20 protein-coding genes are annotated in these 23,132 nt (G+C 65.5%); 11 read left to right on the top strand and 9 right to left on the bottom strand.

Annotation, left to right across the window (positions count from 1 at the left end; all coding sequences use genetic code 11):
* Positions 1-15: 15 nt before the first annotated feature.
* Positions 16-441: a hypothetical protein gene (locus LVJ94_15930; GenBank protein WXB08718.1), complete on the bottom strand. Its 426-nt coding sequence runs from the start codon at positions 439-441 to the stop codon at positions 16-18.
* Between the two features lie 155 nt (positions 442-596).
* Positions 597-1,586: an NAD-dependent epimerase/dehydratase family protein gene (locus LVJ94_15925; protein WXB08717.1), complete on the bottom strand. Its 990-nt coding sequence runs from the start codon at positions 1,584-1,586 to the stop codon at positions 597-599.
* Positions 1,587-1,814: 228 nt separating this feature from the next.
* Here LVJ94_15925 and LVJ94_15920 point away from each other — a divergent pair, with 228 nt between their 5' ends.
* Genes LVJ94_15920 through LVJ94_15910 form a run of 3 tightly spaced genes read left to right on the top strand, consistent with a single transcriptional unit; the run spans position 1,815 to position 7,054 of the window.
* The gene (locus LVJ94_15920; GenBank protein WXB10721.1) at positions 1,815-4,931 is read left to right on the top strand and encodes an efflux RND transporter permease subunit; all 3,117 of its coding nucleotides are present in this window, start codon (positions 1,815-1,817) and stop codon (positions 4,929-4,931) included.
* The gene (locus LVJ94_15915) at positions 4,928-6,184 is read left to right on the top strand and encodes an efflux RND transporter periplasmic adaptor subunit (GenBank protein WXB08716.1); all 1,257 of its coding nucleotides are present in this window, start codon (positions 4,928-4,930) and stop codon (positions 6,182-6,184) included. The genes LVJ94_15920 and LVJ94_15915 overlap by 4 nt, the downstream gene beginning before the upstream one ends.
* 18 nt (positions 6,185-6,202) lie before the next feature.
* Positions 6,203-7,054, top strand: coding sequence for an SAM-dependent methyltransferase (locus LVJ94_15910; protein ID WXB08715.1), 852 nt, complete (start codon positions 6,203-6,205; stop codon positions 7,052-7,054).
* 304 nt (positions 7,055-7,358) lie between these two features.
* On the opposite strand, the gene purH is transcribed toward LVJ94_15910, so the two are convergent.
* Both purH and LVJ94_15900 read right to left on the bottom strand, forming a co-directional pair.
* Positions 7,359-8,915, bottom strand: coding sequence for a bifunctional phosphoribosylaminoimidazolecarboxamide formyltransferase/IMP cyclohydrolase (gene purH / locus LVJ94_15905; GenBank protein WXB08714.1), 1,557 nt, complete (start codon positions 8,913-8,915; stop codon positions 7,359-7,361).
* Positions 8,916-8,974: 59 nt separating this feature from the next.
* A complete protein-coding gene (locus LVJ94_15900; GenBank protein ID WXB08713.1) occupies positions 8,975-9,778 on the bottom strand; it encodes a hypothetical protein in 804 nt (267 codons plus the stop codon).
* Positions 9,779-10,546: 768 nt separating this feature from the next.
* Between LVJ94_15900 and LVJ94_15895 the strand changes: the two genes are divergently transcribed.
* The 4 genes from LVJ94_15895 to LVJ94_15880 are packed head-to-tail and all read left to right on the top strand — an operon-like array spanning position 10,547 to position 15,028.
* Entirely contained in the window at positions 10,547-11,245 is a 699-nt protein-coding gene (locus LVJ94_15895; GenBank protein ID WXB08712.1) for an alpha/beta hydrolase, read from the top strand.
* A 42-nt stretch (positions 11,246-11,287) separates the two neighbouring features.
* Positions 11,288-12,319, top strand: coding sequence for an ABC transporter permease (locus LVJ94_15890; protein WXB08711.1), 1,032 nt, complete (start codon positions 11,288-11,290; stop codon positions 12,317-12,319).
* Positions 12,294-14,015, top strand: coding sequence for an ABC transporter substrate-binding protein (locus tag LVJ94_15885; protein ID WXB08710.1), 1,722 nt, complete (start codon positions 12,294-12,296; stop codon positions 14,013-14,015). Before LVJ94_15890 ends, LVJ94_15885 begins: the two co-directional genes overlap by 26 nt.
* A complete protein-coding gene (locus LVJ94_15880; GenBank protein ID WXB08709.1) occupies positions 14,012-15,028 on the top strand; it encodes an ABC transporter permease in 1,017 nt (338 codons plus the stop codon). The genes LVJ94_15885 and LVJ94_15880 overlap by 4 nt, the downstream gene beginning before the upstream one ends.
* Position 15,029: 1 nt before the next feature.
* On the opposite strand, the gene LVJ94_15875 is transcribed toward LVJ94_15880, so the two are convergent.
* From LVJ94_15875 to LVJ94_15855, 5 genes are all read right to left on the bottom strand, one after another.
* A complete protein-coding gene (locus LVJ94_15875; GenBank protein WXB08708.1) occupies positions 15,030-17,141 on the bottom strand; it encodes a response regulator in 2,112 nt (703 codons plus the stop codon).
* Positions 17,142-17,205: 64 nt separating this feature from the next.
* The gene (locus tag LVJ94_15870) at positions 17,206-17,472 is read right to left on the bottom strand and encodes a hypothetical protein (GenBank protein WXB08707.1); all 267 of its coding nucleotides are present in this window, start codon (positions 17,470-17,472) and stop codon (positions 17,206-17,208) included.
* 46 nt (positions 17,473-17,518) lie between these two features.
* On the bottom strand, positions 17,519-18,757 hold the full coding sequence (locus tag LVJ94_15865; GenBank protein WXB08706.1) for an SPFH domain-containing protein: 1,239 nt from the start codon (positions 18,755-18,757) through the stop codon (positions 17,519-17,521).
* Positions 18,758-18,884: 127 nt separating this feature from the next.
* Entirely contained in the window at positions 18,885-19,649 is a 765-nt protein-coding gene (locus tag LVJ94_15860) for a glycosyltransferase (GenBank protein WXB08705.1), read from the bottom strand.
* A gap of 20 nt (positions 19,650-19,669) precedes the next feature.
* Positions 19,670-20,383 (bottom strand): SDR family oxidoreductase, encoded by a 714-nt coding sequence (locus LVJ94_15855; GenBank protein ID WXB08704.1) that lies wholly within the window; start codon positions 20,381-20,383, stop codon positions 19,670-19,672.
* Between the two features lie 99 nt (positions 20,384-20,482).
* Here LVJ94_15855 and LVJ94_15850 point away from each other — a divergent pair, with 99 nt between their 5' ends.
* The 4 genes from LVJ94_15850 to LVJ94_15835 are packed head-to-tail and all read left to right on the top strand — an operon-like array spanning position 20,483 to position 23,131.
* On the top strand, positions 20,483-20,716 hold the full coding sequence (locus tag LVJ94_15850; GenBank protein WXB08703.1) for a hypothetical protein: 234 nt from the start codon (positions 20,483-20,485) through the stop codon (positions 20,714-20,716).
* On the top strand, positions 20,716-21,090 hold the full coding sequence (speD, locus tag LVJ94_15845; GenBank protein WXB08702.1) for an adenosylmethionine decarboxylase: 375 nt from the start codon (positions 20,716-20,718) through the stop codon (positions 21,088-21,090). The genes LVJ94_15850 and speD overlap by 1 nt, the downstream gene beginning before the upstream one ends.
* Positions 21,087-22,955: a DUF4178 domain-containing protein gene (locus LVJ94_15840; GenBank protein ID WXB08701.1), complete on the top strand. Its 1,869-nt coding sequence runs from the start codon at positions 21,087-21,089 to the stop codon at positions 22,953-22,955. Before speD ends, LVJ94_15840 begins: the two co-directional genes overlap by 4 nt.
* Positions 22,952-23,131: a hypothetical protein gene (locus LVJ94_15835; protein WXB08700.1), complete on the top strand. Its 180-nt coding sequence runs from the start codon at positions 22,952-22,954 to the stop codon at positions 23,129-23,131. The genes LVJ94_15840 and LVJ94_15835 overlap by 4 nt, the downstream gene beginning before the upstream one ends.
* The last annotated feature ends 1 nt before the right edge of the window (position 23,132 follow it).

Below are 23,132 nucleotides of genomic sequence, written 5' to 3'. Positions count from 1 at the left end.
TCAGCTCTCTCTTCCCTAAACCCTAAACCCTAACCGGGCGACGCCGCGTTCATCGAGGAAGGTGTGGAGGCGTTCGCGCTCGTCCAGGGTCAGCACCGGGGCGAGCCACGATTCCATTTCGGCGCGGCGGCGGAAGATGCGCCGCGCCGGATTCCCCGCTTCGCGGATCATGCGCATGAATTGAAGGCTGAAGGTCGGCGCGTCGCTCACGAGGTAGGCGCTGCGTTCCACGTGCGGGTTGTCGCTTCGCATGAGATGCGTCAACTTGTCCGACACCTCGGGTGCGAAGATGTCGGCCCCCATCAGATCGCAGGCCGTCACCACCTTCGTTCGCAGACCTTGCACGAGGTTGCGCGTGTCCACGAAGGCGCGATTGGCTTCGTCGACGGAAACGGGCGTCTCGACCGTCAACTCGATGAGACGCCCCACCCTATTTGCCACCAGGTACACCGTGCACGCCCCCAAATATTTTCAATGAAACAGAGAGACGTGCTTCGCGCAAGAGTCCGCCGCACTCAAGCCCGCATGTCACGCAACCCCGCCGCTGGTGGGTCGGCGAGTCCCATCCCCGCAAGCGGGGCCCCGGCCCACCTCCGTCACGCGTTCTGTTGCATCTCGCGAAGGCCCGCCTCAATTGAGACCGAGCCCTCGTAGCCGAGTTCCTTTCGGGCCTTGGTGTCGTCCACCGTGACTTCGTGCCCCACCAGCAAGAAGGAGCCATACGGAAGCGGCGGGCGGCCGCTCAGGTGAAATGCGCGCCACACCGCGTCGCTCGAGCGCGACAGCGTGCGCGCGAGCCAGTACGGAATCGTCTTCGACGGCGGCGTCACGCCCTGCGACTCGAGCAGCGACGAGATCATCCAGCGGAACTCCACCGGCTTGCCGTCGGTGAGGAAATACACTTCGCCCGGGCGACCGTGCTCGGCCGCCTTCACCAGGCCTTCGCACACGTTGTCGATGTGGCACGTCGACGTGAGGTACGTGCCACCGCCCACCCACCGCAGCACGCCGGCGTTCGCGCCCTCGATGAGCTTCGGCAACAACGTCGTGTCACCCTTGCCCCAGATGAACCGCGGGCGCGTGACGATGGTTTCGAAGGGCGGCTGGCTTTTCGGATCGTTGGCCCGAAGCACGCGCCGCTCGGCCTCCGCCTTCGTACGCGGGTAGATGCCGATGGGCCTCTTCGGAAGCGGCTTTCGCTCGTCGGCCATCACGATGGGGTCCCCGTCCACCAGCACCGCTTCGGTGCCCACGTGCACGAATCGCTTCACGCCGGCCTGGCGCGCGAGCTCCAACATGTTCTCCGTCCCGCGAACGGTCACCTCCCACGCTTCGTCTTCGTCGCCCCAATCCTGCGTGAAGGCCGCGGCGTGGTAGACGACGTCCGAACCTTTCATCGAATTAAGAACGGCATCGCCGCCGCGTAGATCGCCCTCCACCACCTGGGTGGCCCCCGCCGCACGCACCGTCTCCGCCGCCTTCCCGGAGCGCGCCAGTGCACGAACCTCGTGCCCCCGCGCCACGAGGTAGCTGATCAATGCCCGCCCAACGAAACCCGATCCGCCCGTCACGAACGCAACGCTCATGGCAAGGTCGTATCCGAAGCGACCGCCATTCGCTGCATGGATTCGACCGCTCGCGGCACATGCGTGGCCGTCCCATCACATCGGGACGAAATGTTGGACGATTTCAGGGGTCGACCCCATACCTCAGCTTGGTCTTGCCCCGGTTTTTTTGCCCCTGGGAAGCGTCTTTCGAAAAGCACTATGTGGCTCGTCCGGATTGCACTCAAACGCCCTTACACGTTCATCGTGATGTCGATGCTCATCGTCATCCTCGGTGTGGTGACGATTCTGCGCATGCCGACGGATATCTTTCCCGAGATCGATATCCCCGTCATTTCGGTCATTTGGCGCTACAGCGGCCTTTCGCCCGAGGAGATGGAAAAGCGCATCGTCAGCAACTCGGAGCGCATGTTGACCACCACGGTCAACGACATCGAGCACATCGAGAGCCAGTCCCTTCAGGGCGTGGCGGTCGTCAAAATCTTTTTTCAGCCTGGCGCGAACGTCGACGGTGCGACGGCGCAGACAACTGCTGCCATGGCAACTATCATCGGGCAGATGCCTCAGGGCACCCTCCCTCCCCTGGTGATCCGCTACAGCGCGTCCAACGTGCCGATCCTCCAGGCGGCGCTGGAGAGCGACTCGCTCAGCGAGCAGCAGCTGTTCGACTACGGCATCAACTTCGTCCGCGCGGACATGGCCACCGTCCAGGGCACGCAGATCCCCTGGCCCTACGGCGGCAAGCAGCGGCAGATCATGATCGACATCAACCCCCAGCGGCTTTACGCCTGGGGGCTCTCGCCGCGTGACATCAACACGGCGCTCAGCCAGCAGAACCTGGTGGTGCCCGGCGGCACGGCGAAAATTGGCGACGACGAGTACCCGGTCAACGTGAACAGCAGCCCCGAGCTGCTCGAGCAGATCGCGGCGCTGCCCGTGAAGACGGTGGCCGGCGGCACCACGGTGTACATGCGCGACGTGGCCAACGTGCGCGATGGAAATGCGCCGCAGACCAGCATGGTGCACGTGGAGGGCAAAAAATCCGTGCTCATGAGCATCCTCAAAATGGGGAGTGCGAGCACGCTGGACGTGGTGGCGAGCATCCGCGAGATGCTGCCCTCGACCTTGGCCAAGCTTCCCAAGGACCTGAAGGTCAATCTGCTCTTCGATCAATCGGTGTTCGTGCGCTCGGCGGTGAGCGGCGTGGTGAAGGAAGCGGGCATCGCGGCGGGGCTGACGGCCATCATGCTGCTGGTGTTCTTGGGGAGCTGGCGCAGCACCATCATCGTGGTCATCTCGATCCCACTCTCGATTTTGGTGTCCATCGTCATCCTGCGCTTCCTCGGGCAGACGCTGAACGTGATGACCCTGGGCGGTATGGCGCTGGCCGTGGGCATTTTGGTCGACGACGCCACGGTGGCCATCGAGAACGTGCACCGTCAATTCGGCATGAAAAAGGCGCTGATTCCGGCCATCGTCGACGGCGCCTCGGAAATTGCGGTTCCGGCGTTCGTGTCGACGTTGTGCATCTGCATCGTCTTCGTGCCAGTCATGTTCATCACCGGCGCGGCCAAGTCGCTGTTCAGCCCCTTGGCCTTGGCCGTCGTGTTCGCCATGATGACGTCGTACTTCCTCTCGCGAACCCTGGTGCCCACGCTGATGAAGGGCCTGCTCGCGCGCGAGGCAGAAGAGCACATGCACGGGCACGAGGCGTCGGGCCTCTTCGCGAAGTTCAATCGCGGCTTCGAGAAGGTGCGCGACTTCTACGGCGGGTGGCTTGCGTGGGCGCTCGCGCACCGCAAGCTGGCCATCGGCGGCTTCTCCGTGTTCGTGGTGCTCTCGTGCGCGCTCTTCCCCATGGTGGGGCGCGACTTCTTCCCCACCGTCGACGCGGGGCTCATCAAGCTGCACGTGCGCGGCGTTCCCGGCACGCGCGTGGAAGAGACGGAAAAGGAGTTCGTCCGCATCGAGGAGACGATCCGCAAGGTGATCCCCCCGCACGAGATCCAGACGATGCTCGACAACATCGGCGTGCCCAACAGCGGTATCAACTTGTCGCTGAGCGAGGGCGCGCTCATCTCTCCGGCCGACGGGCAGATTTTCATCGCGCTGAAGAAGGAGCACGAGCCCACGGCGAATTACGTGCGCAACATCCGCAAGACCTTGCGGGCGCAGTTCCCGGATTCGACGTTCTTCTTCCTCGCGCCGGACATCTCGACGCAGGTGCTCAACTTCGGGCTGCCCGCCCCCATCGACGTGCAGGTCGTGGGTGCGCCGGGCAGCGAAGAGCAAACCTTCGGCGTGGCGCAGAAGATTGCCGACGCCATGGAAGCGATTCCCGGTGCGGCCGACGTGCACCTGGCTCAGGTGACGCGTGCGCCGATCCTCAAGGTCGACGTGGACCGCACGATGGCCGCGCAGTTGGGCATGACCGAGCGCGACGTCGCGGGCGATCTTCTGGTGTCGCTGTCCTCGAGCTCGCAAACGTCGCCCAGCTTCTGGGTCGACAAGCGCGGCGTGCAGTATTCCGTGGCCGTGCAGACGCCGCAGTACCAGCTCGACTCGTTCAACGCGCTGCGCACCACGCCGCTGTCGGCCGGGGCCGCAGAAGGCGGAGCGCAGCTTCTCTCCAACGTGGCGCAGATCCAGCGCGGCTTCGCGGCGCAGAATGTCACGCACTACAACGTTGCGCGAACCTTCGACGTGCAGGCCAATGTGGATGGGGCCGATCTTGGCTCGGTCGGGACGGCGATCGCGCGAATCGTGGATAAGATGAAGCCCGATCTGCCGAGGGGTACGACGGTGCGCATCAAAGGCCAGGTAGAAAGCATGGAGTCGTCGTTCCGCGGCCTCGCCTTCGGCCTGCTGTTCGCGGTCGTGCTCGTGTACCTGCTCATGGTGGTCAACTTCCAGTCGTGGCTCGACCCGCTCATCATTTTGATGGCCCTGCCCGGCGCCGTCGCAGGCATCGCGTGGATGCTCTTCCTTTCGCGGACGACGCTGAGCGTGCCGGCCCTGATGGGCGCAATCATGTGCGTGGGCGTGGCCACCGCGAACAGCATCCTCGTGGTCACGTTCGCCAACGACCAGCGCAAGCTTGGCTACGATGCGCCCAAGGCCGCGCTCGCCGCAGGAATGACACGACTCCGCCCGGTCTTGATGACGGCGCTCGCGATGATCATCGGTATGTTGCCGATGGCTCTCGGAATGGAAGAAGGGGGTGAACAGAATGCACCGCTCGGACGCGCGGTCATTGGAGGACTTTTGCTCGCCACGGTCACCACGCTCTTTTTCGTTCCCGTAATGTACAGCGTTTTGCGCAAAGGCACGCCGGCCGCCCCCGAGCCGCTCTTGGAGAATCTATGAGCCCGCGCGATCACGAAGCCCGCGAGCCGGCAAGCGAGCCAGCCGAGCCGGCGGACACGCTGGGGTTCGCGCTGCCCGAGCCTGCCACGCTCACCAAGACCCGCGTGGTTTCACTGGCACTGGGTGCGCTGGTGGTGATGGGCGGCGCATTCCTGTTCGGGTATCTGCCCAAGCGCCAAGCGCGGGCCGCGCTCGAGGAGAGCACGAAGGTGGCCACGCAAACCTCGGCGCGCGTGGCGGTCATCTCCGCGAAGGTGTCGGCGAGCGATCGCGCGATCTTGCTTCCGGGCAGCGTGCAGCCGCTCGAGGAGACGGTCATCTACCCGCGGGCCAATGGGTACACGCGGCGCTGGGTGGTGGACATCGGCGACAAGGTCAAAGAGGGTCAGCTCCTCGCAGAGATTGACACGCCGGAGCTCGATCAAGAGCTGGAACAGGCGCGCGCGAAGCTGGCCCAGGCCACCGCGGGTATCGCGCAGTCCAATGCGAACCGCGATTTCTCGAAGAGCACCTTCGAGCGCTACAAGCAGCTCACGTCGGCGGGGCTGGCCTCGCAGCAAGATTTGGAGCAGCGGCGCGCGCAGTCGCTGGTCGACGAGGCCAACGTCGGGGTGTCGCACGCCAACGTGGAGGCGGAGCAGGCGAACATCCGGCGCCTGACGCAGCTGAAGTCGTTCGCGCGCGTGGTGGCGCCGTTCGATGGAACCATCACGTCACGCACCATCGAGCGCGGTGCCCTCGTGGCCATGGGCAATACGACCCCGCTGTTCAAGATCGCGGCGACCGATCCGATGCGCGTGTTCGTGCAGGTGCCGCAGGACGTGGCGCCCAGCGTGAAGACGGGGCTGAGCGCGAAGGTCGGCGTGCGCGAATACCCGAGCAAGACGTTCGACGGCACGATCTGGCGCGCGGCCGGTGCACTCGACTCGGCCACGCGCACGATGAACACGGTGGTGCGCGTGGCGAATCCCACCGGCGAGCTGCTGGGGGGAATGTACGCGCAAGTGTCCCTCACCTTGCCCACGCCGCACCGGGTGCTCGAGCTACCGTCGACGGCCATCCTGAACGACGGCAAGGGTGTGCGGGTCGCGGTCGTGGACAACGACAACAAGATCCGTCTCGTCCCCATCGTGATCGAGCGCGACACCGGCGCGACCATCGAGATCTCCAGCGGCCTCGAAGGAAACGAGAAGATCGTCAAAATCGTCAGCGCCGATCTGTCCGACGGCAAGACGGTCGAAGTCGTCCCCTAAGAGGCTTACACTTCGCGCATGCGCGAAGGAAAACCGAGTCACACGGCGGCGTGGGTGGCGGCACTGCGTGGGTTGGCACCGGCGTCGGAGGGAACCGATGCGCCGGATCCCATCGCGCGCGATCTGGTTCCGCAGCCGTATGCGCTCGCCTTCGAGTTCGTCGAGCGGTTCCCGTCAGTGTGGAACCGCGTGCAGGACGTGGCGACCCGATACAGCGCCTACCATTTCAGCCACGTGTCCCTGCGCACGCGCGCCATCGACGAAGCCGTCTCCGAGGCGGTGGCGGGCGGTGTGCGCCAATTGGTCGTCTTGGGCGCGGGCCTCGATTCACGCGCGTGGCGTTTGCCGAACCTGCGCGACACGATGGTCTTCGAGGTCGACCACCCCGCGACCCAAGCGTACAAGCGCGCGAAAATCGGCCAGCGTCCGAGCTTCGCCCGGGAGGTGAGGTTCGTGGCGGTCGACTTCGAGCGCGACGCGCTCGAGCAGCGGCTGGGCGAGGCCGGCCACGATGCGACCCAGCGCACCGCCTTCATCTGGGAAGGCGTCACCATGTACCTGCAGCCGGAGGTGGTGGACCACACGCTCTCCGTGCTCGAGCGAAAATTGGCCGCGCGGGGTTCCACTTTGTGCGTCACCTATGGGCAACGTCACAAGCGAAACGCGGGCGCACAAGCCGTCCGCTGGCTCGTGCGCCGCAGTGGCGAACCGTTCCGCGCGCTCTACACGCCCGAAACGATGGGCAAGCTGCTCGCACGCCACGGGTTCGAGGTTCTCGCCGACGAAGGCCTCCGCGAATGGGTGCGCCGCTACCTCGCCGCCGAAAGCCCCGGCAGCATCGAGCGCCTCGCCCGCGCCGTACGCGTATGATTTGATGCGCAGGTCGTATGCTTCAAGATATGGCTTCGCAACGAACCACGATCACCATCGACGAACGGCTTCTACGCGACGTGAAGAAGCGCGCTGCGGAGCGAGGAACGACCATCGGAGGGTTCATCGATAGCGCCATTCGCACTCGCTTTTAAGTGTGCGACCAGTCGATGTCGTTCAAGGCCAAGTCGTCCTCGCATCCCCTCGCAGCTCGTTATGACGAGTGCGAGTGCGGGTGCGAGGCTGAGTGCGAGGTAGAGATCGAGTTTGAGTTTGAGGCAGAGATCGAGTCGTAGCCCCTTACTCAGTGACGGAAGTGGCGCACGCCCGTGAACACCATGGCGAGGCCGAGTGCGTCGGCGGCATTGATGACGTCGGGATCTTTCACGCTGCCGCCCGGCTGGGCGATGGCGGTGATGCCGGCCTTCGCCGCGGCCTCCACGCCGTCGGGGAACGGGAAGAAGGCGTCGGACGAGAGCACCGTTCCGCGGGCGCCGTCGCCGGCCTTTTCACATGCAATCTGCACGGAAATGACGCGGGACATCTGACCGGCGCCGACACCGACGGTGCGCGTACCGCGCGTGAGGACGATGGCGTTGGACTTCACGTGCTTGCACACGCGCCAGCCGAAGCTCAAACCGCGGAGCTCCTCCGCGGTGGGGGCCCGGCGGGTGACGACCTTGCCGTTCTCCACCTCGCCCTTGGCGCTCGCGTCGCGACTTTGCACGACCAGGCCGCCACCGACGCGCTTGTATTGAAGTGCTTCGTGATCCGCCGCGAGCCAGGCGCCCGTGGCCAGCAGGCGCAGGTTCTTCTTGGCGCGCAGCACCTCCAGCGCGCGCGGCTCGAACGACGGGGCCACGATGCACTCGAGGAAGGTCTCGGCCAGGACCGCCGCCGTGTCCGCGTCCACGGGACGGTTCAGCGCAACGATGCCACCGAAGGCGCTGACGGCGTCGGCCTCGCGGGCCTCCCGGTAGGCCGTGACCAAGGAGTCTGCTTCGGCCACGCCACACGGATTCGTGTGCTTCACCACCACGGCCGCCGGTGCGTCGAACTCGCGCACGGCATCGAGTGCTGCCTCGACGTCGACCAAATTGTTGAAGCTCAGCTCTTTGCCCCCGGCACCGAGGCTCTCGGCCCGTGCCAGCGAGCCGGCAGCCGCACCGCGCTCCACGTAAAACGCGCCCTTTTGATGCGGATTTTCCCCGTAGCGCAGCGAATACGCGCGCTCGTACGGCAAGGTGAGGTAGCGCGGGAACGGCTCGCGCGACCCGTCTTCCTGCCGCGACGACAGGTAACCGCTGATGGCCGCGTCGTACGCCGCCGTGTGGGCGAAGGCTTTCGCCGCGAGCTCGGAGCGAACGGCTTGGGTCACCTCGCCGTGGGCAGCAAGCTCCGCGAGGACCCGCTCGTAGTCCTGCGGATCGCACACGATGGTGACGCGGGCGTGGTTCTTCGCCGCGGAGCGCACCATCGAGGGGCCGCCAATGTCGATGTTTTCCACGATTTCCTCGTGGGTCGAGCCGCTCGCCTGCGCAACGCGCTCGAAGGGGTACAGGTTGACGACCACCAGGTCGATCTCGCGGGCCCCGAGCCGCTCGAGATCGCCGCGGTCGCGCTCCCCGCGCGCCAGAATGCCGCCGTGGACGCGCGGATGCAGCGTCTTCACGCGGCCGTCCATCACCTCGGGCGAGCCTGTGTAGTTCTCCACCGTCTCGACGGGGATGCCGGCGTCGGCCAGCGAGCGGGCCGTGCCGCCGCTCGAAAGAAGCGTCACCCCGCGCTCGGCCAGGGCGCGCGCAAAGGGGACGAGACCGGTTTTGTCGGAAACGGAGAGAAGGGCGGTTCGGACGGGCATGCCCGCCCGTTATCGTCTCTCACCGCCCCGGTCAACGGTCGCCACGCTAGAACTTCGATTTATTCCAATTCGGCGCTGGCGAACGCTTCCACGTCGAAGTCATCCGATTCCGCGGCGCTGCTCGAGTCCGAGTCCGAGTCCGCACGTGCGGTCACTTCCTCGTCCTCATCCTCGTCTTCGTCCGCGTCCTCTTCCTCGATCTCTTCTTCCTTGCGATTCGCGAGCACGGGAAGGCGACGCTTGCCGACGGGGCCCTCGTCCACGTAGTCGCGCAGCGAGGACATCTCGCGCAGCGCTTCCAGCTTGGCCAAGCCTTTGACCTCGACCTGGCGAATGCGCTCGCGGGTCAGGTTCATGATGGCGCCGACCTCTTCGAGCGTCGTGCCGCCGCGATCGGACACGTCGAGCGCGCACGTCTCGGTCATGTCCCAAACCTCGAGATCCGGGAAATTCAGCTTGATCGCACCCGTTTTGGCCGACACGTCCAAGTACAAGTGGTGCTTGCACGAGACGAACGGGCACGGCCGCATTCCTTGGGCGCATTCTGCACGCGTACGCGGATGCGGGACCGCTTCGGTCTCCGGATAGAGAAGCCGCCCGATTTCGAGCTCGCGCTTCGTCATGCGCTTCACGCTGATGGTGCGTGCACGCACCGCGCGCTTGCGACGCGAGCGACGTTGTTCGCGGGTGACCTGTTCGCTTTCCGTGGTTTCTGCCGGAGACAGTGCGAGTGCGAGGGCTCCCTCGGTCGCAGGTTCCATCGTCTCCTGACCACCTGCCGTGCTCTCCTCGCTGAGGGACACGCGATGGTCGTCACGCAAAACATGTGCGCTGGTCAGGTTTTGCAGATTCTTCGAGTCCATTCGTCGTTCCTCCCGGTCATTCCGCGTCACATCCATTCGCAGGTCACGAATGGCAGACGCACCCCCGCCCTCCACATGCGAGGCCGCCTCAGGCCCGCACATGGTCCCATTGGCGCGCCAGCAACACGCACCAAAACCATTTCCTAGTCGTCGGTCACACTCGACGCGCGTTCCAATGAATCGAAACACATGCGCCGATGCGTTCGCTCGCCCTAAACTGCGACAATGGTCCCCACCCTACGCGGGCTGTTTCGAGAGGCTGCTCCAGAGAAGCTTCTGGAGAGAAACTTCTACCTAAAGCAGCGTTTCAGCCAGTAACTGCCGTCACGTATCGAACGCCGGCGACTCTATGGCAGGCGGAAGATTACGGTCAACGCCTCTCCAACCTTTTTTTCTCAATGTTTCCATAATGGAAGGGAGTCGCGTAGTTAGCTCCATGCCGTGACAGAAAATGTCATAGCAAATCGACTCTCGAAGCAGCAGATCGACATCGAGATCAGGAACGAAAACGGAGGTTTGGAAAGCGTGGATGAGTGTCCATGTGTGTCCATCGGAAGGGTTTAGGGTGAAGGGGTTAGGGAAGAGATCCCTTGGCCCACTGCGCTATGTTGCCGCCACGTGGCCGCTACCCCCTATCCCCTAAACCCTGTCACGCGCGACGTGAGTGCGCGCGGGGCCCGCGTTCGACTTATCGAAGCGGGTGAGGCGCACGCCCCCGCCGTTCTTCTCGTGCACGGATGTCTTTCGAGTCGTCTCGTATGGGAGGATGTGCTCCCGAAACTCGCCGCGCACTTTCGCGTGATCGCGCCCGATTTGCCAGGATTTGGCCAAAGTGAGAAACCGCCGCCGGCGCGTTACGCCTACGGGTTCCAGGCATTTGCCGAATCGCTCGTCGATGTGATAGCGGCGCTCGGCCTCGGGCCGATCTCGATTTGTGGCCATGGAATGGGCGGCTCGGTGGCGCTCACCCTCGCGGCTCGGCACCATGCGCTGGTCGACAAGCTCGTGCTGGTCGATCCCATCGTGTACCCACCGCGCGTCGACCTGCTCTCACGCTTGGCGAACATGCCCGTGGTGGGGCCCTTCGCGTTCAAGCAACTCTGTGGGCGAACCGTCTTCCGCAGCTACTTCAAGGATCGCGTCTACGCGCCCAACGCCACCATTCCCTGGGACCGCGTCGACCATCACTTCGACGTCTTCAACGCGCCGGCCGCGCGCGAGGCGGCGCTCGCAACGTTGCGCGCGGTGGCGGACACGCGGCCGCTCGTGGCGCTGTTACCGCGGGTCACTGCGGAGGCGCTGCTCGTGTGGGGTCGCCAGGATCGCACGCTCCCGGTGGGGCAAGGCCGGCGGCTTGCGCGCGAACTGAGGAGCGCCCGCTACGAAGTCTTCGAGTGCGGTCACTCCCCGGCGGAAGAATCGCCCGATGCGTTTGCGGACATCACGACGTCATTCCTGTCGAGATAGATCGCTGACCGCGCCGTTCTTCTAGGTATATAGTCCGGTATCGTGCTGGATCCTCGTGCGAAAGCTCGATTCTGGAACCATCGCGGTGCGAAGATCGGTGCTGCGCTCACGCTGGCACTGGTCGCCTTCGCGCTCTTCGGACCATGGCTCTCCGGGCACGATCCGTATGCGAGCGACTTCGCGCGCGGGTACTCCAGCGCAACGGGATTTCCCGTGCCGCCGGGTGGCGACTTTCTTCTCGGCACGGATCGGCTCTTTCGCGATCAGCTTGCCAGGCTCGCGCTGGGCGCGCGCATTTCGCTGACCGTCGCCTTCGCCGCCACGGCCATCTCGACGCTGCTTGGCGGCGCGGTGGGCATCGTGGCGGGGTACTACGAAGGCTCGCCCGGCATGCGCGTTCCGTGGCCCTGTATCGTGGCGCTCGGTACGGCCATCGCGCTGGCCATGGTGCGTGGCACCTGGAGCCTGCCGCTCGCGGTCCTCGCCGTGGGGGCGCTCGTAGGCACCGTCGCCGAGCGCCGCGGAATCGCATGGCTCGCGCGCGGACCGCGCATGAACGTGGACGTCCTGCTGATGCGCCTCGTGGACGTGGGGCTCTGTTTTCCGTTTCTCCTTCTCGTCATGGCCATCGGCGCCGCGTTGGAGCGCACCACCCTCACCTCGGTGCTCTTGGTGCTCGGGCTGACGGGCTGGCTCGGCGCCGCGCGCCTCTTTCGCGCCAAGACGATGCAGATCCGCAGCCTCGCCTACGTGGAAGCGTCGCGCGCACTCGGCCAGAGCACGCCGCTCATTCTGGTGCGCCACGTGCTGCCCAACGTCGGGGGTACCTTCATCGTGATCGCCGCCTTGGCCACAGCGCAGATGATCCTCGCGGAAAGCGCGCTTTCGTACCTCGGCGTGGGCCTTGCGCCGCCGACGCCGACCTGGGGGCGCATGCTCTCGGAGGGGCAGGACGTCTACGCGGCTGCTCCATGGCTGGTGCTCGCCCCCGCGGCCGCCATCCTGACGGCGGTGCTCGGGTTCAACCTTCTCGGGGAGGGACTGCGCGATGCGCTCGATCCGCGCCAGGATTAGCGTCGCCGTTCTCGTAGGGCTCGCGGGATCGGGGTGCGGCGACCGGCTCGCCGCCCCCTTCCCTGCCGCGAGCGGCGAGGAGGCGTCCCCGCAGCGCGGTGGAACCTTGCATCTTGCAAGCATTGGCGACGTGCGCACGCTGGACCCGGTGAACAGCGACGAGCTCTCCGGGCGCCTGGTCCGGCTCATCTTCGCGGGCCTGGTCGATACCGACGCGGCCTCCAACGTCGTTCCGGATCTGGCCACGCATTGGGCGACGTCGCCCGATGGGCTCGTGTACACGTTCTTTCTGCGAGAAGGCGTGCGTTTTCACGATGGCGAGGAGCTCACCGCGCACGACGTGAAACGCTCCGTCGAGCGCTCGCTGCATCCCACCGCGCCGAACGGATTCTCGAGCTTCTTCGACAACCTGGTCGGCTTCGACGAGTTCACCACGAAGGGCGCCGAGCACCTCTCCGGTGTCGAGGTCGTGGGGCGCTACGCGGTGGCGTTTCATCTGGCGAAGCCCGACGCCGCGTTCCTCCCGCTGATGACGCTGACGAGCATGCGGCCCACGTGCAAGGGGGCGGGCGCTCGGTACAGCGACACGTGGCCGCCCTGCGGGACCGGGCCTTTCAAGCTGCCCCCGGGCGGATGGGACCACGGGCGCAGCCTCACACTCGTCCGGCACGAAGGCTATTTCCGTCCGGGGATGCCCCATGTCGATTCGATAAACTTCGTCTTCTCGATGAAACCGAACACCCAGCGGCTGAAATTCGAGCGGGGAGAGCTCGACGTCGTGCGGGACCTGCCGCAGGCCGACACGTCCCGCTATTCGAGCGATGCGCGCTGGCGCGGCTTCATGCTTCGCGAGCCCTTGGTCTCCATCCAAGGGGAAGCCATGAACACGGAGATGCCCCCCTTCGACAACGTCGAGGTGCGGCGGGCCGTGGCGTGCGCGATCCAACGAGAACACTACATCGCGCTCAAAGCCACCGAGCTGACGGTGCACACGCACGCCGTTCCGCGCAGCATACGCGGGTTCAACCCCGAGGTGCCGGGGCAGAAATACGATCTCGCGGAAGCACTCGAGCACATGCGAAAAGCCGGTTATCCCTACGATCCCGAGACGGGACGCGGTGGCTACGAGCCCCACGTGGAATACGTCGCATACCGCCCCGGATTGCCGGAATACACGGGGCAAGTTCTCAAGCAGGACCTGGCGAAAATCGGCATTCGAATCGATATCAAAGTCGTCAACTTTGCATCCTATTCATCGCTCACCCATCGGCGGGGACGGGTGGCCTTCTCGACGCAGGGCTGGAACCAGGATTATCCCGACGCCCTGGACTTTTACGAGTCGCTGTTCACCTCAAAGCAGATCAACGACGAGGACAGCAGCAACTCGGCATTTTACAAGAATCCCGTGTTCGACGAGATCGTGGAGAATGCCCACCGTGAACTCGACCCGGCGAAACGGCAAAAGCTCTACGATCGCGCCGAGGCCATCGTGCGGGACGACGCGCCTTGGGCCTTCACCTACGAATACAACGCCACGCTCGTGCGTCAGCCTTATGTGCGCAGCTACCACGTGCACCCTTCCTGGGGATTCGATGCCCGTGAGGTCTGGATCGATCGCGTGAAGAACGTGATGGCCTTGGGCTTTCTCTCCGGCCCGCCCGCGCGAGGGAAGGTACGCAAGGAGATGGGTCGTTGAAGCGCCTCGCCGGAAGGCTCGTGTGGGCCATCGCGATCGTGTGGGCCGTGACCACGCTCGCATTCTTCATCAACAACGTGATCCCGAGCGATCCGGCGCGCATGGTGGCCGGGCCCGCGGCGCGGCCCGCCGATATCGAGCGGTTGCGCCGGCAGCTCGGGCTCGATCAGCCGATGTTGACGCAGTACGCGCGATTCATGAAGCGGCTCGCCCACGCCGGGCCGGCCGAGATCGAGGGGAGCAAGCCGCCGCCCGAGCATGCCTCGTGTGCCACGTGGGGGCGGTTTCACATCGATCTGGGCAAGAGTTATCTCTTCCGGCGTCCGGTCACGACCATCCTCGGGGAGCGGCTTCCACGCACGCTCATGCTGGCCGGGGCCGCGCTGTTGGTGCAGGTGGTGCTCGGTGTTCTCTCGGGGGTGCTCGCGGCGGCACGCAAGGGAGGCCGCACCGATGCGGGCATCGTCGGGTTGAGTTTGCTCGCGGTCAGCACGCCGGCGTTCATCCTGGGCATCGGGCTGCAGTACGTGTTCGCCTACCGGCTCAAATGGCTGCCGCTCGATGGATTCGGCCAGACATCGGGCGATCATCTGGCGTCGCTCCTGCTGCCGGCACTCACCTTGGGCATCCTCGGTGCGGCGTACTACGCGCGGCTCGTGCGCGACGAGATGATCGGGCTATTGCAGCAGGACTTCGTGCGAACCGCGCACGCCAAGGGTGCTCCCCGCTACCGCGTGGTGCTGGTCCACGCGCTTCGCAATGCGCTGGTGCCCATCGTGACGTTGGTGGCCCTCGACTTCGGCGCCCTGGTGGGCGGCACCGTGGTGGCGGAGACGCTCTTCCGCTGGCCGGGCATCGGGGCCCTCAGCGTCACCGCCCTGCTCGAGCGCGACGGGCCGGTGATCCTCGGCACCGTGCTGGTGACGTCCACCGCCATCGTTCTGAGCAACGTGCTCGCCGATGTGCTCTACGCCGTGCTGGATCCGCGGATTCGCAACCGCGACGCGCGCTAGCTTACGGCGTCGAATTGAGCGCGCGGCACTCGCTCACGCGGGGGCCCTGGCCGTTGTCCACGCAGCTCTTGTAGGCGCCGCGCGCGAGCGGGTGGTTGCCCATGGCATCGTAGGCGGCGCCGAGGGTCAGCCAGGCTTCGGCATTGGCGGGATCGCCGTTCACGGCTTTGCGTGCCAGCTCGACGGCTGCGGCGGGGTTGTTTCGCTCGAGCATGCGCTGCGCCTGTTGGGTCAAGGTCCCCGTGGGCGGAGGAGCGGAGCCCGCGGCCGCCGCAGGTGCGCTCGACGCGCTCGATGCGGGACTCGCCGGCGCGGCATCCGCCTCGCCCGCGGTACCGTCCGCGCGATGGCGCCTTCGCGGCGGGGCATCGCCCGAGGCGACCGCGCTCGCATCCGCCGTAGGCGTCACGGTGGGCGGCGCCGAGGCCGACGCGGCCACGGGCGCAACGGAGGCCGACGCCGACGGGACGACCACGGCGGCGCTCGATCCGGTGGTGACGGCGCTGGAGATGGCCAGCTTCGGCGAGTCCGGTGAGGCCGGCGAACCGGGTTCATTCGGCGACGGCGTGGTGCTCACCGCGGCCGTGGCCTCGGGCCACACCTCGGCGGGCTTGTCGTCCTGGGAGTCCTGCCAGCGGAAATACAGCACCGCGAGCAACACCACCGCACCGGCGCCCAGGGCCAACCCGAGGGCGCGCTGCGCGACCCCTGGTCCCTCGGTGCGCCGCTTGAACAGCACGAAGTGCCCATCGTCGGTCGGACGCACCGTGCGCAACCGTCCCAGGGGTGCGGTTGCATCCGGATCGTCGGGCGGCGACTCCTGCAAGAGCGCGCGAAGCTTCGCTTTGGAGACGGGCACCTCGGGCTGCGTCGTCTCCTCGTGATCGTCGCGCTCGCCTTCTTCGCCTTCTTCGCCCTCGTTGTCCTCTTCGCCGTCGTCTTCCGCCTCGGGGGCCTTTCCCTCGTTGGCCTTCGCGACGAACAGGTGGGCCAGACCCTTTGCGGCAGCCGGCGGCGGGGTCAGGCTGTCGGGCCCCGGCACGACCAGCATTTCCTCGATCGCCGACGGCGGCGGCCGCGTCGTATCGGCCAACGCGGGATCCGCCGGCACCACGGAGTCGTCGCCCGAAGGCTCGGTATCGTGCTCCGGCGCCTCGTGGGCATCGGGCAATTGAATGAGCAGCCCCTCGAAGTACAGTTTCGAAATGGTCGACAGCGTCGACAGATCCTCGAACGGCGACTCGTCCACCACGTCCATCAAGGAGCGGTGACCGTCGAAGAGGCGCAAAATCCCGTTCAATTCATCGGGAATCTCGTTCAGCCGCTCGAGGAGCTGCGCGTGATCGATCTCGAAAATCGTGGACAGCGGGGGCAGTTGCTCGAGCAACCGAGTCCATTCGTCCACCCGGCGCATGCCCTCCATGAGGATGCCCTGCGTGGAGGTGCCGATGATGTCCTCGTTCTTGACCTGGGTGAACTCCACCTCGAAGTCCGCCTCGTTCCAGATCAGAATGCGGTAGATCGCTTCTTCACCGCGGAGCCGGTCCAAGTTCGCATCGACGATCTTGCCGTCGCGGAAGTAGACGTGCGCCTCCTGCTTCTCGCTCGACAGGTGGACGACGCCGCTCTTGCGCGAGACCTCGAAGGTCTGGAGCAAGTCCACCACCGCCATGTCCTGGATGGAGCCCGTGAAACGGGTGCGCCCGCCCATGGAGTTGCGGGTGGTGATGTTGTCGTGCGTGCGGCGCGCGAGCAGAAGGTTCACGCGGGCCAAGAGCTCGCGGACGAAGATGGGCTTCGTCAGGTAGTCTTCGACGCCGAGCTCGAGGCCGCGAATCTTGTCCTCGACCGATTTTTGGCTGGTGAGGAAGACCACGGGGATGCTCGCCCACTCGGCGCGATCCTTCAGCCGGCGGACCAGCGCGTAGCCGTCCAATCGCGGGAGGCGCGTATCGGACAGCACCAGATCGGGTGTGGAGACCTCGAGCTTGCTAATCGCGTCGAGCCCGTCGGAGGCAGTCGTGACGCTGTAGCCAGCCTTCTTTAGGCTGACTTCCAGGACCCGCGTGCTGCGCGGATCGGCATCGACGAGCAAGAGTTGTTGCTTGGCCACGGCGTGGGGAGGCTAACCGAGCTAGCCGAGGGGAGTGAATTTTCGCATGACTTGACCCATATCGCTACTGCGCGCGCTCGTCCGTGCTGTCGAAAGCGGTCGCGTCCGTCTCGCCCGCATCGGCCGTACCCGCGTCGGGCTCGCTACCCCCGTCGCTGCTAGGGCGCGGTTTGATGCAAACGCCGCGATCGCACACCAGGCCTCCCCGGCAATCGCGATCGCGGGTGCAGGGCGCAATGAGATCGCTGGACGAAGACGTGGAGCTCCCGCATCCCGGATCGCGAGCGGCGAGCCCGAGCGCGAGAGCCACTGTGACCGCGTGTCGAATCACGTCTGCAGAGTCTACCGCGGATCAGTCCTCTTCACCCGCGGCGTCACTATGCGCCTGAAGCTTGTGTAGGTGCCGCGGACGGCGTTCCGCAATTGCCGCAAAACTTCACCGTGGGAGGGATGAGCTCCTGGCTGCAGCCCGTGCAGAACTTCTTCTGCGGCGCGAGCGAGGTTCCACATTCCTGGCAAAACTTACCCTGCGGTTGGCGCGCGCTGCACTTCGGGCAAACGGCCACGGCGCCCGGTGCGGCTTGCGGCTGCGGGGCCTGTTGGGGAGGTTGCTGCGGGGGAGCCACCTGGAACTGCGGCTGATTGGCGAACGCGCCGGCCATGGCCCCGCCGACGTTGGCCCCAATGGCGACTTCGGCCCCCAGGCCCGCGATGCCACCGCCCACGCCGTGCTCGCGCATGCCTTCGCCGGCGCCCATGATCGCCTGCCCCGCGGCATAGTTCTGCCAGTTGCCCGCGAGGTTCTGCACGTAGCGCGCGTCTTGGTTGTACTTCTGATCGAGCCCGAACTGATTGGCCTGCGCTTGCTTGGCCGCGATGTTGACGCCTCGCTCGGCCTTGGCGCGCTCCGCGTTCTCCTGCCGGAGGAACTGCGTGTCCTCGTCCTTGAGACCGACCTTGAAGTATCCGATGTCGGTGATCTGGACGCCGATCTCCTCGCAGCTGGGCGAGCGCTGGAGGATGCGCTGCCGGAACTCTTCGTTCAGACCGGCGAAGTTCAGCATGCTCTTTTGCTTCTCCATCAGCACTTGAGCGATGCCGTCCTTCACGCTCATGAAGAACTTGCCCTTGATCCAGCCAAGGATGGCGTCGTTGTCCGGGATGCGCGATGCCGCTTGCCCGTGGTAGCCGACGACGAAGCGCACGGGATCGGCAACGCGGAGCGCAAACTCACCGTGGCACTGCGGGGACACCGAGACGAACAGCACCGGGTCCTCCATCGGTTCGAGCTCGCCGCCGAACCTGAGGCCCAGGACCGGCGACATCTTCACGAAGAAGATCTCCGCGATGAACACGTCGCCGCCGGTGAACTTGTTGACGATGTTGTTCAGGAACGGGATGTTCTGCGTCTGCAAGGTGTGACGGCCCGGCGGCAGGACGCCGACGACGCGACCGTCTTTGAAGAAGACCGCAGCCTCGTCCGAGTCGACGGTGAGCTGCGAGTACATTGGGAAGTTCTGGTCGGGGTGCTTGAAGCAAATCAGATGCTTCATGTTGTCCGGCCGCGCGATCATCATTTCGCGCACCCCGCTCTTAATGAAATCGAACACTCCCATCGTCGTAGTCTCCTTCAGGCGCAGCTTGCCTAGGTCAGAATAATGACGATTGTTCCGCCGCGCTACAGCGGACGTATCTACGCAGCAGCGCTACGAAAACCTGCGTCTATTCCCGGCGCCAGCCTCGTTACGCGCGTTTTCTCCGTCGCGCTCGGCGGGCCAGGTCACCGGCGATGAGCAAAAGCTCGCTCGTCGTCTTCACCATGCTCCCGATGTGAAGCTTGGAGCCGGGAACGTCGACCCAAGCCTGGAGCGGGATCTCCTGCAGTTCTTCCTCACGCAGCGGCGCGATGTGCTCCGTGCCCGTGAGCAGGCGGCCGAGCAGCTCCACGTCGAAGGCCCATCGCGACACGAAAGGATCCTCGAGCGCGGCGCGCAAGGCCGGCGACGCCATGAAAAGCTTGGCACCGCACTGCGTGTCGTAGACGCGCAGGTTCAAGGTCATGGACGCAAAGGTGGCGAAGATACGACCCGAGAAGTGCCGGAAGGCGTGGCGCTCGATGGTGGTGCCCAGGAGACCGACGCGCGCCGCGAGAAGGACGGCGATGTCCCTTTCGCGCAACACGTCCCACATTCGCAAAAGCTCCGACGGCGGCGTGGAGAGATCCGCATCGTAGTAGCCCACCGCATCGGGTCCGTCGTCGAACGCCGAAAGCATGCCCCGGCGCACGGCCTCACCCTTGCCGACGTTCTTGGAGAGGGACAAGACGCCGATCTGGCTCGGACGCATGCGCTCGATTTCACGCAACCGTTCTTCGGTGTCGTCCGAAGAGCCGTCGTTCACGAAGAGAAGCGAGATGTCGGGCGAGGCCGCGGTGATTTCCGTGAAGCCTCCCGCGTCCAAACGGCGGCCCTCGTTGTAACAAGGAACGACGATGGTCAGGCGATTCACGCTCGAAATGCTCGAAGCGCTCAGCGTCCGATGTTCCAGGTCTCGCCCGTCGTCCAGGTGGCGTCGAGCAAGGACAGGACGACGTGCACGACTTCCTCGGCGGTGCCGAAGCGCCCCAACGACGAGCGGGCGGCCAGGCGGTGCGTCCGAAGCGGATCGGCGTCCGCCTCGGGATCGGCCACGATGCCGAGTTGCAACATGTTGACCCGGACATCGGGCGCGAGCTCCACGCTCAGCGCGCGAAGGCCCGCCTTGAGCGCGCCCTTGGCCGTGATGTAGGCCACGTGATTCGTGTACGGCCTGGACGTCCCGACGTCCCCCAGAGCCACCACCGCACCGCGGGCGGCCGCCAGGTCGGCGCTCAATGCATGCACCAACAATAGAGGAGCGATGGCGTGGACGGTCAGGGTGTGCTGTAGATCCTCCCGCCGCAAGGTCTCCAGCGGGGTTCGCGGAAAGGGGCCGCAGGCAAGCACGATGTCATCGATTTTGCCCAAATCCGTCCGCCGGATGCCCTCGACGATGCTCGGAGCGGCATCTTCCCGCGTCAAATCCGCGCAAACCACGGAGGGAGGGGCTGTGCCGGCCAGCTCACCGAGCTCGTGCGCGAGGCTCGCCAGCTTGTCCGGATCGCGTGCCGTAAGAACGACGCGACTCTGCCTTTTGACGAGTGCGCGCGCGATGGCGACACCGAGACGCCCGGTTGCGCCGACGACAAGGACGGTGCGAGACATGGTACTCTTCCCATTTCGCACGCCCGCTCGTTGTATTCCAGTGTTAAAAAAGGGAGTAATATGGCTAACGGCGTAAGGGCCGCAGATTCGAGCGAGGCGATGAACGAAGAGCACGTGACCGCCCTGTGGTCGGCCTTCAAAGAGGGAAAGCCGGTCATCTGTTCGCGAGACGAAAATCAGATGGCCGTGGCGGTCGATGGCGCCATGGGCCTCTATCGCTTGATATGCGTCGGCTGCGGCCATTCCACGCCGTGGTTCGAGGCGAAGATGCGCGGCGTACGCATTCGGGGGATGAGCTCTCGTCCACCGCCTGGTAGCATGCGCGGCGGTTGATGCGCGAAGGCTTCGATTGCGTGGGGCGCTTGGGGACGGAGTGGATCGTCGACGCAGGCGGGTGTGATCCCGCACGGCTGCGTGACGTGGAGGCCGTCGACCATTTTCTCGACGTCGCGATGCGCGCGCTGGAGCTCACCAGCCTTCCGCCGCACCGAACGCACAAGTTTCCCGGCGAAGGGGGCATCACGGCCTTGGTGCTCCTCACGGAGTCGCACTTGGCGGTGCACACCTTCCCGGAATATGGAGCGCTCACCGTGAACTTGTACTCGTGCCGCACGCGGCCGCCGTACGCGTGGGAAAAGGCGCTGCGCGAAGCCTTCGGCGCCACCCACGTCCAGGTGCGGGAACTCGCACGCTCGGTGCCCGCGTGAACTTCCAGGTCCAGCTCCTTCGCGCCGGCCCGTGCCCGAACTGCGGGGGGCCCGTCGAATTTGCATCGGGCTCCGCGCCGACGCAGGTCTGCAAATTCTGCCGCTACGTCATCGTCCGCACGGACCGCGACATGCGCTCCGCGGGCAAGGTGGCCGATCTGATTCCCATGGCGACGCCCTTCGGCACGGAGGCGCGTGGCAGCATCGAGGGGCGCCCGTTCCGCGTCGCCGGCCGGGTGCAATACGACCGGGTCCAGGCCCCGGGCGCGCCCTGGGAAGAGATCTACATCGAGCTCGATCAGGGCGGGTGGTCCTGGCTCTCGCACGCGCAAGGGCGATGGCTGGTCACGTCGCTGTATCCACACCAGCTGCCCGTGCGGCCGCCGTCGTACGCCGAGGCAAACCCGGGGGTGCTGTTCCCCGTGCCGAACATGCCAGAGCTTCGCGTGGTGGAGCGCGGGCAGCGGCGGTTCGTCTCGGCGGAGGGCGAGCTTCCCTTCCCCATGGTGCCGAATCAGGTCGAGCCTTACGCGGACCTGTCGGGCGCGGGCGGTGCGTTCGCGACCATCGATTACGACGCGCAGGGCATGCCCGCGTATCTTTATTTCGGCCGCGAGATCGATCCGCGGCAGCTCACGTTGAGCTCGGGCGCGCCGGTCACCGAGGCGCCTCGCGCCCAAGTGACGTCGCTCACGTGCCCGAAATGCGGGGGCAATTTTCCGCTGCGCGCCCCCGATGCGACGGAGCGCCTCGCCTGCCAATTCTGCGGGATGCTCTGCGATGTGAACCAGGGCGCGCTGGTGGCGTTGAAGCCGCTGCCCCTGCCGCCGATCCCGCCGGCCATCGCACTGGGCGCAAAGGGCAACCTTCGCGGGCAGGACGTGATGGTGCTCGGCTACGTGATGCGCTCCACCGTCGTGGACGGTGAACGCTATGGCTGGCGCGAGTACCTCCTCTACGTCGCGGCCACGAGCTCCTTCGTCTTTCTTCTGGAGGAAGACGGCGCGTGGCAGCACATCGTGCCGATTCAAGCGGGCGAGCTCCAACAAACGGGGCCGCAGGCTTTTGCCTTCCGGGGCCAGGCCTACCAGTACGCCCAAGGCGTGCAGGCCGTGGTGGACTACGTGCTCGGCGAATTCTATTGGCGCGTCGAGCAGGGCGAGACCGTCATGGCCTACGAGTTTCACGGCCCGGGCGGCGTGAAACTGAATCAGGAGTCGACCAAGGACGAAGTCCAGTTTTCCGTCTCCACGCCGCTCGGCATCGACGAGCTGCGGAAGGCGTTCCCCTCGGAGTTCACGGGGCCCAAGGCTCCGGCGGGCGTTCGACAGGCCAAGTCGTCGAATCTCTTCTTCTTGGTGCTCTTCGGGCTTTGGTTCGCCGTGAGCATGGTGGGCTGCGTGCTCTCCTCCGGGAAACCGGTACTCGATCAGCGCGTCCCCGTGGTGCAGATGGTGAAGAAGCCGCTCGCCACGCCCGAACTGGCCAAGAGCGAGGCTTTTTTCTCCGAACCGTTTCGCATCGACGGGGGAAGGAATCTCAAGCTGAAATTGGCCCCCGGCTTCACGTGCCTCGATGCCGACGATAGCTGGATCACCGCGGACATCGCCCTCGTTCACATGGATTCCGGGCAAGTCTGGGAGGACTCCGTGGAGTTCGCCGACGAGCCAAAAGCAATTTGGTATTCGCGCGTTCCGGAGGGCCAATACGTGCTGCGGGTCGAGCCGGATAGCAAGGTACCCGCCACGTGCCAGCCGATGCAGGTCACGTTGGTCAGTGGGGCGCTGCCCTGGGGCTACGTCATGGGATCGCTCGGTGTGTTGGTCGTCCTGTGGATCATCTCGGCGAGGAAAACAACGGCATGAACTACTTGATGCGAGCGCTCGGGGGCGTGCTGCTTCTCGGCTACGGGACCACCTTGATCGGCGGGTACGAATTTTCGAGTCACCAGAAAACACAAATTGCGCCGAACGTGCGCCAATCGCCGGGCGGCTACCGCTCGTGGAGCTTCTGGCATTCGGGATCCGGCGGAGGGAAATGAC

It is taken from the genome of Sorangiineae bacterium MSr11367 (genome assembly GCA_037157805.1).
GTDB classification, from domain to species: Bacteria; Myxococcota_A; Polyangia; order Polyangiales; family Polyangiaceae; genus Pendulispora; species Pendulispora rubella.
This window is presented reverse-complemented; position numbering and strand designations above follow the sequence as displayed.

Bases quoted from the DNA above. Each gene is read 5' to 3' on its own strand.
- LVJ94_15835 (WXB08700.1), top strand. From the start codon at position 22,952: ATGAACTACTTGATGCGAGCGCTCGGGGGCGTGCTGCTTCTCGGCTAC.
- LVJ94_15910 (WXB08715.1), top strand. From the start codon at position 6,203: ATGCGCGAAGGAAAACCGAGTCACACGGCGGCGTGGGTGGCGGCACTG.
- LVJ94_15920 (WXB10721.1), top strand. From the start codon at position 1,815: ATGTCGATGCTCATCGTCATCCTCGGTGTGGTGACGATTCTGCGCATG.
- LVJ94_15885 (WXB08710.1), top strand. From the start codon at position 12,294: ATGCGCTCGATCCGCGCCAGGATTAGCGTCGCCGTTCTCGTAGGGCTC.
- purH (WXB08714.1), bottom strand. From the start codon at position 8,915: ATGCCCGTCCGAACCGCCCTTCTCTCCGTTTCCGACAAAACCGGTCTC.
- LVJ94_15900 (WXB08713.1), bottom strand. From the start codon at position 9,778: ATGGACTCGAAGAATCTGCAAAACCTGACCAGCGCACATGTTTTGCGT.
- speD (WXB08702.1), top strand. From the start codon at position 20,716: ATGCGCGAAGGCTTCGATTGCGTGGGGCGCTTGGGGACGGAGTGGATC.
- LVJ94_15925 (WXB08717.1), bottom strand. From the start codon at position 1,586: ATGAGCGTTGCGTTCGTGACGGGCGGATCGGGTTTCGTTGGGCGGGCA.
- LVJ94_15915 (WXB08716.1), top strand. From the start codon at position 4,928: ATGAGCCCGCGCGATCACGAAGCCCGCGAGCCGGCAAGCGAGCCAGCC.
- LVJ94_15855 (WXB08704.1), bottom strand. From the start codon at position 20,383: ATGTCTCGCACCGTCCTTGTCGTCGGCGCAACCGGGCGTCTCGGTGTC.
- LVJ94_15865 (WXB08706.1), bottom strand. From the start codon at position 18,757: ATGGGAGTGTTCGATTTCATTAAGAGCGGGGTGCGCGAAATGATGATC.
- LVJ94_15850 (WXB08703.1), top strand. From the start codon at position 20,483: ATGAACGAAGAGCACGTGACCGCCCTGTGGTCGGCCTTCAAAGAGGGA.